Annotated in this window: 14 protein-coding genes and 1 other RNA gene; 6 read left to right on the top strand and 9 right to left on the bottom strand. The window is 62.1% G+C overall.

Annotation, left to right across the window (positions count from 1 at the left end):
* Positions 1-78: 78 nt before the first annotated feature.
* From hflC to IVB22_RS38135, 8 genes are all read right to left on the bottom strand, one after another.
* Entirely contained in the window at positions 79-978 is a 900-nt protein-coding gene (hflC, locus tag IVB22_RS38100) for a protease modulator HflC (RefSeq protein WP_247522278.1), read from the bottom strand.
* Entirely contained in the window at positions 975-2,120 is a 1,146-nt protein-coding gene (gene hflK, locus IVB22_RS38105; RefSeq protein ID WP_247522279.1) for an FtsH protease activity modulator HflK, read from the bottom strand. Before hflK ends, hflC begins: the two co-directional genes overlap by 4 nt.
* Positions 2,121-2,291: 171 nt before the next feature.
* On the bottom strand, positions 2,292-2,804 hold the full coding sequence (locus IVB22_RS38110; RefSeq protein ID WP_247522280.1) for a dihydrofolate reductase: 513 nt from the start codon (positions 2,802-2,804) through the stop codon (positions 2,292-2,294).
* Entirely contained in the window at positions 2,804-3,289 is a 486-nt protein-coding gene (locus tag IVB22_RS38115) for a GNAT family N-acetyltransferase (protein ID WP_247522281.1), read from the bottom strand. The genes IVB22_RS38110 and IVB22_RS38115 overlap by 1 nt, the downstream gene beginning before the upstream one ends.
* 22 nt (positions 3,290-3,311) lie before the next feature.
* Entirely contained in the window at positions 3,312-4,106 is a 795-nt protein-coding gene (locus IVB22_RS38120; protein ID WP_247522282.1) for a thymidylate synthase, read from the bottom strand.
* Between the two features lie 173 nt (positions 4,107-4,279).
* Positions 4,280-5,260, bottom strand: a complete 981-nt coding sequence (locus IVB22_RS38125; RefSeq protein WP_247522283.1) for a tripartite tricarboxylate transporter substrate binding protein BugD — start codon at positions 5,258-5,260, stop codon at positions 4,280-4,282.
* A gap of 112 nt (positions 5,261-5,372) precedes the next feature.
* Positions 5,373-6,938: a tripartite tricarboxylate transporter permease gene (locus IVB22_RS38130; RefSeq protein WP_247522284.1), complete on the bottom strand. Its 1,566-nt coding sequence runs from the start codon at positions 6,936-6,938 to the stop codon at positions 5,373-5,375.
* A gap of 7 nt (positions 6,939-6,945) precedes the next feature.
* The gene (locus IVB22_RS38135) at positions 6,946-7,464 is read right to left on the bottom strand and encodes a tripartite tricarboxylate transporter TctB family protein (RefSeq protein ID WP_247522285.1); all 519 of its coding nucleotides are present in this window, start codon (positions 7,462-7,464) and stop codon (positions 6,946-6,948) included.
* A gap of 374 nt (positions 7,465-7,838) precedes the next feature.
* On the opposite strand from IVB22_RS38135, the gene ssrA reads away from it, so the two are divergent.
* From ssrA to IVB22_RS38160, 5 genes are all read left to right on the top strand, one after another.
* Positions 7,839-8,196: a transfer-messenger RNA gene (gene ssrA / locus IVB22_RS38140) on the top strand.
* Positions 8,197-8,339: 143 nt separating this feature from the next.
* A complete protein-coding gene (locus IVB22_RS38145; RefSeq protein WP_247522286.1) occupies positions 8,340-8,855 on the top strand; it encodes an SspB family protein in 516 nt (171 codons plus the stop codon).
* A 71-nt stretch (positions 8,856-8,926) separates the two neighbouring features.
* Positions 8,927-10,342 (top strand): class II fumarate hydratase, encoded by a 1,416-nt coding sequence (gene fumC / locus IVB22_RS38150; protein WP_247522287.1) that lies wholly within the window; start codon positions 8,927-8,929, stop codon positions 10,340-10,342.
* A 265-nt stretch (positions 10,343-10,607) separates the two neighbouring features.
* Positions 10,608-10,796, top strand: a complete 189-nt coding sequence (locus IVB22_RS38155) for a DUF4169 family protein (protein WP_247522288.1) — start codon at positions 10,608-10,610, stop codon at positions 10,794-10,796.
* Positions 10,793-11,050 carry a ribbon-helix-helix domain-containing protein gene (locus tag IVB22_RS38160; protein ID WP_247522289.1) on the top strand — a complete coding sequence of 86 codons (258 nt, stop codon included), beginning with the start codon at positions 10,793-10,795 and terminating at the stop codon, positions 11,048-11,050. The genes IVB22_RS38155 and IVB22_RS38160 overlap by 4 nt, the downstream gene beginning before the upstream one ends.
* 56 nt (positions 11,051-11,106) lie before the next feature.
* Here the strand turns inward: IVB22_RS38160 and IVB22_RS38165 are convergent, their stop codons facing one another.
* Entirely contained in the window at positions 11,107-11,691 is a 585-nt protein-coding gene (locus IVB22_RS38165) for a lipopolysaccharide assembly protein LapB (RefSeq protein WP_247522290.1), read from the bottom strand.
* 297 nt (positions 11,692-11,988) lie between these two features.
* Here IVB22_RS38165 and IVB22_RS38170 point away from each other — a divergent pair, with 297 nt between their 5' ends.
* Positions 11,989-13,578: an ABC-F family ATP-binding cassette domain-containing protein gene (locus IVB22_RS38170; protein WP_247522291.1), complete on the top strand. Its 1,590-nt coding sequence runs from the start codon at positions 11,989-11,991 to the stop codon at positions 13,576-13,578.
* Positions 13,579-13,638: the final 60 nt, after the last annotated feature.

Below are 13,638 nucleotides of genomic sequence, written 5' to 3' on the forward strand. Positions count from 1 at the left end.
GCTATTCAAGCGCCTTTTGCTTTCTATGCCGGCGAAGCGAGCCCGCTTCGCCGCAACGCGTGTATTCCGGCCGGACGGCTATGGCTTCGGCGCCGCGGCCGTCGGGGGATAGCCCGACGGATTGGCAAAGAAGCGGAAGAACTCGGAATCCGGCCGCAACAAGAAGCGAGTATCGTTGGAGCGAAGCCCGGTCTCGTAGGCCGACATCGAACGGTAGAAGGCAAAGAAATCCGGATCCCTGCCATAGGCCTCGGCGAACAGGCGGTTGCGTTCGGCGTCGCCGACACCGCGCGTCTGCTCGGCGGTCGAATTGGCCTCGGCGACGATGACGGTCGCCTCGCGATCGGCCCTGGAGCGGATCTCCTGCGATTTCTGGCCGCCCTGGGCGCGAAATTCCTGGGCCTCGCGTTCACGTTCGGTCTGCATTCGCTTGTAGACCGCCTGGCTGTTCTGCTCCGGCAGATCGGCGCGGCGGATACGCACGTCGACCACCTCGATGCCATACTGATCGGCCTCCCTGTCGAGTTGGTCGCGGATACGCGTCATCAGGCCCTCGCGTTCGTCGCGCACCACATTGATGAAGGTGACCTCGCCCAGCACGCGGCGCAGCGCCGCGTTCAACAGCGTGGTGAGCTGGATGTTGGCTGCCTGGATCGAGCCGATGCTCTGATAGAAGCGCAGCGGGTTTTTGATCCGGTAGCGGGCGAAGGCGTCGACGACGAGCCGCTTCTGGTCGGAAGCGATGACTTCCTGGGACGGATTTTCCAGATCGAGGATGCGCTTGTCGATGCTGATGACGGTGTCGATGAACGGCGCCTTGAAGTTCAGGCCCGGCTGCGACACGACGTCGACCGGCCGGCCGAGCCGGACCACGAGCGCCTGTTCGGTCTGCGACACCGTGAAGATCGAGCTGTAGCCCACGATCACCGCGAGGAACAGCAGGACCAGGATGACAATACCTGTAACGGGAGACCTCATCGCGTGCCTCCCTGCTGCTGCTGCTGGCCAGCCGTGGCCGGCGGACGGCGCGGCGTCAATTCGCTGAGCGGTAGATACGGCACGACGCTCTGTGCGTTGCCGTTGCCGCCGTCATAGACCAGCTTCTCGGAGCCGCCGAGAATCCGCTCCATCGTCTCGAGATAAATTCGCTGCCGCGTCACGTCAGGTGCCTTCTTGTATTCGTCGTAGACTTTTGTGAAGCGCGAGCTCTGGCCCTTGGCCTCGGCGACCGCCTGTTCCTTGTAACCTTCGGCGACCTGCAGGATCTGCGCGGCGCGGCCGCGCGCGTCGGGAATAACGCGGTTGGCATAGGTCTGCGCCTCGTTCTGCAGCCGCTCGAAGTCGGCGCGCGCGGCCTGCACGTCGCGGAACGCGTCGATCACCTGCGCGGGCGGGTCGACCTTCTGCATCTGCACCTGCGTGATCTGAATGCCGGAGCCGTATTGATCCAGCGTCTTCTGCATCAATTCCTGCACGCCCTGCTCGTTCGTGGTGCGGGCGCCGGTGAGGATCGGCTGAATCAAGGAGCGGCCGATCACCTCGCGCATCGCGCTTTCGGCCACCGCCTTCACGGTGCCTTCGGGGTTCTGGATGTTGAAGAGGAAATTGCCGACGCCGTCGGGCTTGATCCGCCACAACACGGTGAAGTCGACGTCGACGATGTTTTCGTCGCCGGTCAGCATCAGGCTTTCTTCCGGCACGTCCCGCATGGTGCGGCCTCTCCGCGCCGGATCGTCAATCAGCGACATGCCGATCGAGAGGGTGGAGACGCGCAACGCCTTCGGCAGCAGCACGGTCTCGATCGGATAGGGCAGATGATAGTTCAGGCCGGGCTGCACCGTGCGCACATGCTTGCCGAAGCGCAGCACGACGCCGAGTTCCTCCGACTGCACGCGGAAGAATCCGGACAATCCCCAGATCGCCAGCGCGCCAACCAGCACCAGCGCGATGCCCATGCCGCTGAAATGTCCGCCCGGCAAAAGCGCCTGCAGCTTGTCCTGGCCGCGCCGCAGAAGGTCCTCCAGATCGGGGGGCCTCGGCCCGACCGATTGCGGTCCGCCGCCCCATGGCCCCTTGGGACCCTGGCCCCATGGGCCTCCGCCTTGATTCTTCCACGGCATATAAACTCTCCTCTGCGGGGGGCCCGGGTCCGCCTGTTGGCAAGATGCCTTAAGCCTCGCATATCCGCCCGGCTTTATAGGGGACCGCTAGGTCCCTTACAACGCAAGCTTCCTGTTCGAAGCAGCTATGCCTGATGCCAAAATTGTCAATGCAAACATTGGCTAGCGCGGTTAACGCGGCTTGCGCCGGCGAAATGTCACATACGAGAAACCGGCGCTGTCCTGCGGACCGGCCGGATTCCGCACCCGCGCCACCTCTTCCCAAGCGGTCAGATCGACAGGTGGGAAACGCGTGTCGCCGTCGGGCCGGGCGTGCACCTCGGTAATCTCCAGGCGATCGGCGCTGTCGATCCATTGGGCATAGATTTCCGCGCCGCCGATCACCGCGATCTCAGTGGCGAAACGTCGCAGCGCATCGCCGGTGGCGATCACCTTCGCGTCGGCGAAGGAATGGGTAACCACCACGCCATCGGCGCGAAAGCCCAAATCGCGGGTGACCACGATATTGGTCCGTCTGGGAAGCGGCCGGCCGATCGAGACGAAGGTCTTGCGCCCCATCACCACGGGCTTTCCCGTCGTCAGCGCCTTGAAACGCGCCATGTCGGATTTCAGCCGCCACGGAATGGCGCCACCTGCCCCGATGACGCCGTTCTCCGCGACCGCAACGATGAGAACGACTTCCATTACCGCGTCCCTTGCGCCAGCGCTGTCAGATCAGGACCGCTGACCCGGCAAACCGTCCACTCGTCCATCAGGACCGCGCCGAGCGATTTGTAGAATTCGATCGACGGCGTGTTCCAGTCCAGCACCGACCATTGCAGACGCGACCAGCCGTTTGCCACGCATTCTTTTGCGAGATGCACCAGGAGCGCCTTGCCGATGCCCTTGCCGCGCAGCGCCGGGCGAACGAACAGATCTTCGAGATAGATCCCGGAGCGACCGCTGAAGGTCGAGAAATTGACGAACCAGACCGCGAAGCCGGCGGGGACGCCGTCCCATTCGGCGATCTCGCAGAACAATCGCGGATTGGCGCCGAACAGCGCCGCATCGATGTCGGCCTCCGTCGCCTCCATTTCGTGAAGCAGCTTTTCGTATTCGGCGAGTTCGCGCACGAAGGACAGGACAAGCCCCGCTTCGCCCGGCCGCGCGCGGCGGATCGTGAGGGACATCAGATGCTCACACCGCTGCTGCTCATACAGCCACTTCGGCCTTGATATGCGGGTGCGGATCGTAGCCTTCGAGCGCAAAATCCTCGTAACGGAACGCGAAAATATCCGTCACTTCCGGATTGATCTTCATGGCCGGCAATTGCCGCGTCGGCCGCGTCAGTTGCAGCCGCGCCTGTTCGAGATGGTTGGAGTAGAGATGCGCGTCGCCGAGCGAGTGCACGAAATCGCCGGGCTTCAGGCCCGTCACCTGCGCGACCATCATGGTCAGCAGCGAATAGGAAGCGATGTTGAAAGGCACGCCGAGGAACACATCGGCGGAACGCTGGTAGAGCTGGCAGGAGAGCTTGCCGTTCGCGACGTAAAACTGAAACAGGCAGTGACAGGGCGGCAGCGCCATCTTGTCGACATCGGCCGGATTCCACGCGCTGACGATCAGCCGCCGCGAATCCGGGTTGCGCTTGATCATGTCGATGACGTTGGAAATCTGGTCGATGCTGCGCCCGTCCGGCGCCGGCCACGAGCGCCACTGCGATCCGTAGACGGGGCCGAGATCGCCGTTGGCGTCGGCCCATTCATCCCAGATCGAAACGCCATTGTCCTTGAGATATTTGATGTTGGTGTCGCCGGCGAGAAACCACAGCAATTCGTGCACGATCGCCTTCAGCGGCAGCCGTTTGGTCGTCAGCATCGGAAAGCCGGAAGACAGGTTGAAACGCATCTGGTGGCCGAAGATCGACAGCGTGCCGGTGCCGGTGCGGTCGTGCTTTTCCGCGCCGTCGCTGAGGATACGTTCAAGCAGATCGTGGTACTGGTTCATGGCAGGTGCTTCAGACCTTTTCGGGACGGCGAATTTAGCGGCCGGGAGATCCGATCGACACGCCGATTCGGCTTCGCACACCGATTATACCCGGAAAAATGATCATCCCCTGCGCAAACGACAAGGGGCGGAACCTGCGTCCCGCCCCTCGCCCATTGTCTTGATTGTGTGGGTTAATTCACCGCTTTGAGCACCGGCGTCCACTTGGCGATTTCATTTTTCACTAGGGTTCCCAGCGCGGCCGGGGTGCGGTCGGCGGGAGCCGGGATCACACTGCCGAGTTCGAGCAGGCGCTTGCGCACGCCCTCGTCATCCAGCGCCTTGACGATCGCAGCGTTCAATTTGGCGATGACGTCTGCAGGCGTTCCCTTGGGCGCAAAAATCGCGTTCCACGCCTGAGCCTGGAAGGCCGGCAGACCGGCCTCGGTGGTGGTCGGAACATTAGGCAGGGACGGATTGCGCTCCGCCGTCGCCACGGCATAGGCCTTGATGGTGCCGCCGTTGATCTGCGGCACGGCATTGACGATCTGGTCGCACATGTAATCGACCTGCCCGGCCACCAGCGCGTTCATCGCCGGCCCGGTGCCGTTGAAGGGAACGCCGATTGGCTTGACTCCCAGGATCGAGTTCAACAATTCGCACGATACATTCGAGACAGAACCTATGCCGGCATGCGCCGCGTTGACCTTGGATTCATTCGCTTTCACATAGGTGATGAATTCCTTGAGATCCTTCGGCGGGAAATCCTTGCGCGCCAGGATCAGGATCGGGGTGCCGGCGAGCATACCGACCGGCTCGAAATCCTTCTCCGGGTGATAGGCCAGCTTGGGATAAAGCGGCACGGAGGCCGCATGCGTGCCCATATGCCCGGTAATCAGCGTATAGCCGTCATTCGTGGCCTTCGATGCGCGCGTGGTGGCGGTAGTGCCACCGGCGCCGACGACGTTCTCGATGATGATGGCTTGACCGAGCGTCTGCGCCATATGGCCGGTGACGATGCGTGCGATGACATCGGTCGGACCGCCTGCCGCGAACGGCACGATCATGGTGATGTTGCGCGTCGGATAGGCCTGAGCCTGAGCCTGCGAAGACAAGCCCATTCCGGCAAGCACTGCCAGAAAACCGCTCGCGAGCGAGCGACCGTACCAATTCATTTTGACCTCCCGATATCCGTTGCAATGCCGAACCCGCCGGCCGGCATTTTCCATGGCATAGAAAATTAGCCCGAAGTCGACCAGACTTCGGGCTGCGGCGCACCGACGCAGGTCAGTTTTCCGACTCCACAAACACCTCGTCGCGCTTCTTGCGTAGCGCTGGCAGTACCGTAAGGACCAGCAACGCTGCGGCAATCGCCATCAGCACCGCCGACAGCGGACGCGTCAGGAAGACCGACCAGTCGCCGCGCGAGATCAGAAGCGCCCGACGCAGATTTTCTTCCATCAGCGGTCCGAGCACCATGCCGAGCAGCAGCGGCGCCGGCTCGAAATCGTGCTTGATCAGCCAGTAGCCGACCAGGCCGAAGGCGCCTGCGATCATGACATCCGTTGGCGCATTGTTCACGGAGTAGATGCCGATGCAGCAGAAGATCACGATGGCCGGAAACATCAGGCGATACGGCACGCGCAGGAGCCGCACCCATATCCCGACCATCGGCAGGTTGATGATGAGGAGCATGAGATTGCCGACCCACATCGAGGCAATCATGCCCCAAACCAGTTCCGGCTGCTTCTGCATCACCTGCGGGCCCGGCACGATGCCGTGAATGGTCATCGCTCCGACCATCAGCGCCATGACGGCGTTGGGCGGGATGCCGAGCGTCAGCAACGGGATGAAGGAGGTCTGCGCGGCGGCATTGTTGGCGCTCTCGGGTGCTGCGACGCCCCGGATTTCGCCATGACCGAACTTCGAGGGATCCTTCGCGATTTTCTTCTCGAACGTGTATGCCGCGAACGATGCGATCGTAGCACCACCGCCCGGCAGGATGCCGAGAATCGATCCGAGCATGGTGCCGCGCAGGATCGCAGGGGTCGACTCCTTGAGATCCTTCCCCGTCGGCATCAGTCCCGAGACCTTCTCCTGAACCAGCTTGCGATCGGTCTCGCCGCCGGCATCGAGATTGCGAATGATCTCCGCAAAGCCGAACAGTCCCATCGCCAGCGTGGCAAAACCAAGACCGTCAGCCAGTTCTGGAATGTTGAAGGCCATGCGAGACGCGCCAGTCTCGATGTCGGACCCGACCATGGAAAGCAGCAGGCCGAACACGATCATCGCGATCGCCTTCAGCACCGAGCCCTTCGCGAGCACAACTGCGAAGATCAGACCGAGCACCATCAGCGAGAAGTATTCGGCAGGACCGAACGCCAGCGCAATCTTGGTGAGCGGCGCGCCGAGCAGGGCAATCAGCACGGTCGCGACGCAGCCGGCGAAGAACGATCCGATCGCGGCGATCGCCAGCGCCGGACCGGCGCGGCCTTTTTTCGCCATCTGGAAACCGTCGAGCGCGGTGACCACGGAACCAGCCTCACCTGGAATGTTGACCAGGATCGACGTGGTCGAGCCGCCATATTGCGCACCGTAGTAGATGCCGGCCAGCATGATCAGCGCGCCGACCGGGGGCAGGCCAAAGGTGATCGGCAGCAGCATGGCCACGGTGGCGATGGTGCCGATGCCCGGCAGCACGCCGACCAGCGTACCGACCAGCGCACCGATCAGGCACAGCAGAATATTGACCGGGATCGGAATGGACATTCCGCCAAGAAAGGCGGGCGTCCACTGCACGAACTGGAAAACGACGCCGAAGCCGAGTCCAAGATTTGTGAAAACGTCTCCCATTGCGCCCTCAACGGATCATGAATGACGGCAGGAGCTGCAAAGGCAGTCCGAGCGCGTACGGAAACAACAGGCAGCAAAATGCGGTCAGGCAGACGCCCACGATAAACGTTTCCACCCACCGAGTCTCGGGCGTCCCGCATGCCGCGATCATAAAGCTCGCCATGGCCGCAAAGATCATTCCCATCGGCCGGATCGTGAAGGCGAACGTCAAGATCGCGACCGTCACGAAAAAGGGTCCCCGCCAATGGTATTTTGCCAGGTGGGGACCTTCGGTGACAACGCCGACAACAGTGATGAGGGCGCCCAGTCCCAGCAGCAAAAATCCGAACATCCGCGGCGCGGTACCGGCGCCGAACGAGAACCCGCGCATTCCCTGCAGGTCGCTCGACGCCCAAAGGGCAAACAAGGCAATCGCCATCAAGGCAATTCCGCCGACAAACTCCTGCGGGTTGCGAACCCATTTCGGTATGATGGATTTGACCGGCGCATGGCCCGGCGTAGCGTTCATAGATATCTCCTCCCCCAACAGCGGGCTTCTCGCCCGCTTGTTTGGATAACCTGGATGCTTGTCCCGGAAACTTGCTAGCGATTTTCCTCAGACAACGCCAGCAAAACCCAAGGCGCCTCCGAGTCGGATGGCAAATGAAGTGGCAAAGCTGCAATCAGCCCAGCAAGGGGCCGCAGATCGCAACCTTTGCGATTGTAGCGCCGCAAATACGCGAGCGATCAGCCGATCAGCAGCACGATCCAGCGTCTACGCCGGCGAAAATTCATGCCGCGCTGGGACGCGGTCGGAACCCCGTGCATTTCGGGAATGGTCGAATTCGTGGCGAAACCGCAACTGTGCGACATCAAACCGAAAGCCCGGGGGCCGTAATCCCCGCCCGTTCAGCGCCTTCAGCCCTATTTTTCTCCAAACTTGCACCCTATATTGGGGGTGCCGGTTCGCCGGCTATGGAAATAAATGGCCGTCGCAATAAACCATTCGGACCCGGGGGCAGTACCCGGCGCCTCCACCCAAGCCCACCCCTGAAGGATGGGTTTCGGCGGGGGCGAAACAGGATCGACGAGGGCGTAAAGGGCGAGTTTTTTCTCGGTATGGTTCCGCCGTTATCGGGCTATGCAATAGTTGCAAACGACAACTATGCTCCGGTTGCTCAGGCTGCGTAACGCAGTTTGAAAGACCAAGTCTAAAGTCCTGGTGGGTTAAGCTCCGCTAGGCGGGGTTCGGAGGCACCTGGCAACAGAAGCCTCCACTTTATTCTTTCATTTCCGGCCGACGACGCCGTTCTGCCGCAAATTCGCTCCGTCACGCCTGCTGACCTGCGGCTCCCGCCGGGGTAGCATGGGGCAAAGGGGCGAGTCGGGAGACCGGCGGCCATCCAACGTAACAGGACGACCATGGCGACCGATCATATCCGTTATGACGTGCTGGCGCGCGACGCGCTGCGCGGGGTGCTGCGCCGCGTGCTAACCGACGCCGCCGAACACGGCCTGCCGGGCGAGCATCACTTCTTCATCACCTTCCTGTCCACCGCCGACGGCGTGAAGCTGTCGCCGAGGCTTCTGGCGCAATATCCGGAAGAGATGACGATCATCCTGCAGCATCAGTTCTGGGACCTGGTGGTGACGGAGGATCGTTTCGAGGTCGGCCTGTCGTTCGGCGGCATCCCCGAACGGCTGGTGGTGCCGTTCGCGGCGATCAAGAGTTTTCTCGATCCCTCGGTGCAGTTCGGCCTGCAGTTCGAGCCGTCGGAAGCCACGGCAGAGACACCTGCAGCGAAGCTGCCGGCTGTCCCCGCTCCGTCCGCCCTGCCCGTCGCCGCGCCGGAGCTCGCCGCGGAAAGCAAGGACGAGCCGGCGAAGACGAGCGAAGGCGCGGAAGTGGTGCGACTGGATCGCTTTCGTAAGAAATAATCTAAGCGCGAGAAAATCGGCTACGCTGTAGTGTACACGTTCCGCCATTTCACGGCGCAACGGACTTACGCATGGCTCGATCAGAAACATCCGGAAACAAATCTACCCGCAGTGAGACCGACAGCTTCGGTCCGATCGACGTTCCCGCCGACCGCTATTGGGGCGCGCAGACCGAACGCTCGCGACAGAATTTCAAGATCGGCCAGGATCGCATGCCGATGGCGATCGTCCATGCGTTAGGAACCGTCAAACTCGCCGCCGCCCAAAGCAACCAGGAACTCGGATTGCTCGATGCGCGCCGCGCCGGCGCCATCATCCGTGCCGCACGCGAGGTGATCGAGGGCAAGCTCGACGATCACTTTCCGCTCGTGGTCTGGCAGACCGGCTCCGGCACCCAGAGCAACATGAACCTCAACGAGGTGATCGCCAACCGCGCCAACGTGTTGCTGGGCGGCAAACTCGGCGCCAAGGAGCCGGTTCATCCCAACGACCACGTCAACATGAGCCAGTCGTCGAACGATTCATTTCCGACGGCGATGCATATCGCCGCCGCGGGACGCATCATCGCCGACCTGATTCCGGCGCTCAGCGAACTGCATCGCGAGTTGCGCAAGAAAGAAAAGGCCTTCGCAAAAATCGTCAAGATCGGGCGAACCCACACCCAGGACGCAACGCCATTGACGCTGGGGCAGGAATTCTCGGGCTATGCCGCGCAGGTCGAGAGCGGCATCGCGCGGCTGCGCATCGCGGTGAAGGAGTTGTTCCCGCTGGCGCAAGGCGGCACCGCGGTTGGAACCGGTCTCAATTCCAAGCCGCGATTTGCAAAACTGTTTGCCAGGCACGTCGCGAAGATTACAAAACTGCCCTTCACCAGCGCGCCCAACAAATTCGAGGCACTGGCTTCCAACGACGCTTATGTCATGGTGCATGGCGCGATCAATTCGGTGGCGACCGGCCTGTTCAAGATCGCCAATGACATTCGCTTCTTGGGCTCGGGCCCGCGCTCCGGTCTTGGCGAATTGATCCTGCCGGAAAACGAACCGGGCTCTTCGATCATGCCCGGCAAGGTCAACCCGACCCAGTGCGAAGCGATGACCATGGTCTGCTGTCAGGTGTTCGGTAACCAGACAGCCGTCACCGTTGCCGGGAGCCAGGGACATTTCGAATTGAATGTTTACAAACCCGTATTGGCATATTGTATGATGCATTCCATTCAACTGCTGTCGGACGCGACGCGCTCGTTCACCGAACTTTGCGTGGCGGGCATAAGCGCCGACGAAAAGCGAATTCGCGAATTGATGGAGCGTTCGCTGATGCTGGTCACTGCACTGGCTCCGAAGATCGGATACGACAACGCCGCGAAGGTCGCCAAATCGGCGCACGCGCGCGGAACAACATTGAAGGAAGAGGCTGTACGCCTCGGATTTGTCAACGCCGCCGAATTCGAACGCCTGGTGCAGCCGGACAAAATGACACACCCGGGCTGAGTGCCTCCCCCGGGAAACTACGGGTGAGAAATATAAATTATGGATCATACCTGAAGAATGAGGTTGGTCATCTATCGCGGTTGCGTTGACGCATGGTACGAGCAGGAATTATTCGGTTTTCGCAGAGCGAAACATATTTTTTGATGCTATCAAAGAACGCTACACGGGGATTCCGAATGACCATTCAATTTGTCAACGCACCACACGATTTTTTTCCAGCCAATGAATTATCATGCCTTCGAGTCGCCGGATGATGGAGGCGAACATGGCAGACGTGATCAATCTGAAGCGATTCAAGAAGCGCAACGAACGGGAACAATCGGAAAGGCAGGCCGACGCCAACCGCGCACGGTTTGGCCGGACCAAAGCCGAACGCGCTCTCGATGAACGTCGCAAGGATCGCGCCGGCGATCTTTTGGACCAGCACAAGCTCGATGACGGAGACGCGTCATGAAGTCACCCGTCGTCAAGCGCTCGATCGTGGTCGCCGGCCACAAGACCAGTGTCAGCCTCGAAGAGGCTTTCTGGAACGGCATGAAGGAAATCTCGGGGCTGCGGAACATGACCTTGTCCGAGCTGGTCGGCGAGATCGACAGCAATCGCCAGCAGGGCAATCTGTCCTCGGCGATCCGCCTCTTCGTGCTCGACTATTTCCGCACCCGCGCCATGCCGCCTGCCGCGCCGGACGCTCCGCGGCCCCAGGCTTAAGGCTTGCTGTTCAGGCGAGCGCGCCGCAAGCGCACCCGCCCTGTTTCATCGCAACCTCAATAAACGAGTCCGGTGCCGGGCGGTTTTTCGAGCGCCGCGGCCAACGACCGATACTCCTCGCAGCCCGTGCCGCAAATCGCTGCGATGCGGCCGAGATGATACGAGGCCTGGTCGCGATTGCCCTGTTCGATCTGCCACAGGCCGTAATACTGCCAGGTCAGCACGTGCTTCGGGTCTGCTTTCAGCGCGCGCTCGTACCAGGTCTGCGACAGCTTGTAGTCGCCGAGCTTGCGATAGGAATAGCCGATCAGGTTGGCGACGCTGGCGTTGTCGTCGCGGTGAAGCGCCTTTAGCTGCTCGATGGCGGCAGCATAATCGTTGCGCTCATAGATCGTCGCGTGAGCGGCACGGTATCCTTGTCGGAAGGCAGCATCGTCGGCGCTCGACTGTTTGGTGGGCTTCTTCTTGGATTTGGAGCTCGACCTGGGAGCGGATCTATTGTCCGGCGGCGGCGGTGGTGGGGTGGCCGAAGGTGGATCGCCGCCGCCTCCCGCGGCAAAGGCCGGACCGGATGGCGGCGATGCGATCAGAGCCACCGAAAACAGTGCCAGCGTTGCGAGCCTGATTGCCGATTTCATCATGCGAACCTCCGGTTTTCCTGCGTGAGCGAATCCATGGTCCAGCCGCAGGTACAGACCCCGCCGGGCGGCAAGTATTCCCGCCGGACCAGCGCAAGCGTTGCGCATTGCGGCAGGCTGGACGAATGACGGCAAGGCGCCTATCTAATTGATGGTCGTGACAGTTCCCCGCAAAAGCGGCGGGCGGAACCGACGAAGACTGACGGAAGAAGACCCGTCGCACAGAGAGCCTGGAGAGAGAAATGGACATCGCAAAGCTGACCGCGCCTCGCGACCTCAGTCCATTTTCGGAAGCTCTCCATGCCTGCCTTTCTCGTTCTGGATTCCATCTCCCTCGCCACGCCTGACGGACGCCTGCTGTTCGATGGATTGACGCTTGCGAACGGGCGCGAGCGCACCGGCCTTGTCGGCCGCAACGGCTGCGGCAAATCCACATTGCTGCGCTTGATCGCGGGCGAGATCGAGCCCGCGAGCGGATCGCTGCAACGCATCGGCTCGATCGGCATGCTCGCGCAACTGACCGATGAACGACTGACGGTCGACGAGGCGCTCGGCGTCGCCGGCGGCCTTGCCCGCCTACGCCGGCTCGAACGCGGCCAAGGATCGATTCAAGGATCGCTTGATGACGCGACGGAAGCGGATTGGACGCTGGAGGCGAGGATACAGGCGGCGCTGGTCGAAGCCGGACTGCCGTCAATGCCGCTGCATCGCCCGATCGTCTCCTTGAGCGGCGGCGAGCGGACGCGGATCGCACTGGCGCGCCTCTTGATCGAAGCGCCGGATCTGCTGCTGCTGGACGAGCCCACCAACAATCTCGATAGCTGCGGCCGGCAGGCCGTGGCGCAGATGCTCGAACGCTGGCAGGGCGGCGTCCTCGTCGCCAGCCACGACCGCGCGCTACTGGAACGCGTCGACCGCATCGTCGAGTTGACGCCGGTCGGCATCAGCATATTCGGTGGCGCGTGGTCGGCCTTTGCCGAAGCGCGCGAGGCCGCACGCGCCCGCGCCGCTGATGACCTCGACCGCGCCTCGGACGCCCTGCGCAACACCGAGCGCGCGCTGCAGAAGTCGCGGGAAAAGAAGGCGCGCCGCGACAAGGCTGGCCGCGCCTGGCGCGCCAAGGGCATCGAGGACAAGATGTTCATGGACCGCGAGAAGGAGCGCGCAGAGAACAGCGCCGCCCGCGAAAGCCAGCTCGCCGGCCGCCTGCTCGGTGAGCGCGCCGAGGCGCTGGAGATGGCCAGGTCGCAAGTCGAGATCCTGACGCCGCTTTCGATCGACCTGCCGCGCACCCACCTACCCGGCGGGCGCGAACTCATCGCCTTCAAGGACGTGGCGATGACCTTTGGGGAGCGCCATCTGTTCGGACCGCTGTCATTCGACGTTCGCGGACCCGAGCGGATTGCCATCCGCGGCGCCAACGGTTCCGGCAAGACCACCTTGTTCCGCCTGATCACCGGCGATCTGAAACCTGCGAGCGGCGACGTCGGCCGCCGCACCGACCGCATTGCCGTGCTCGATCAGCACATCGGCCTGCTCGATCCCCACGCGAGCATTCTCGACAATCTGCGTCGCCTCAATCCAGAGCTCACAGCCAACGAGGCCCACGCGGCGCTCGCGCGGTTTGCGTTCCGTAACCGGGCGGCGTTGCAGATCGCGGCCACGCTCTCAGGCGGCGAACGGCTGCGCGCGGGCCTCGCCTGCGTATTCGCACGCCCGCAGCCGCCCTTCATCCTGCTGCTGGACGAGCCGACCAACCATCTCGATCTCGCCTCAATCGAAGAACTGGAAGATGCGCTGCAAGGATACGACGGCGCGTTGATCGTGGTCAGCCATGACGAGGCATTTTTGCGGGCGATCGGAATCAGTCGGGAGATCGCGCTCGGCTAGGCCATGTACTCATGAAACCGGTGGCGTGACGTAAAGAAGAAATGCCTGCTTTGCTTTTGG

Source organism: Bradyrhizobium sp. 190 (genome assembly GCF_023073415.1).
Classification (GTDB): Bacteria; Pseudomonadota; Alphaproteobacteria; order Rhizobiales; family Xanthobacteraceae; genus Bradyrhizobium.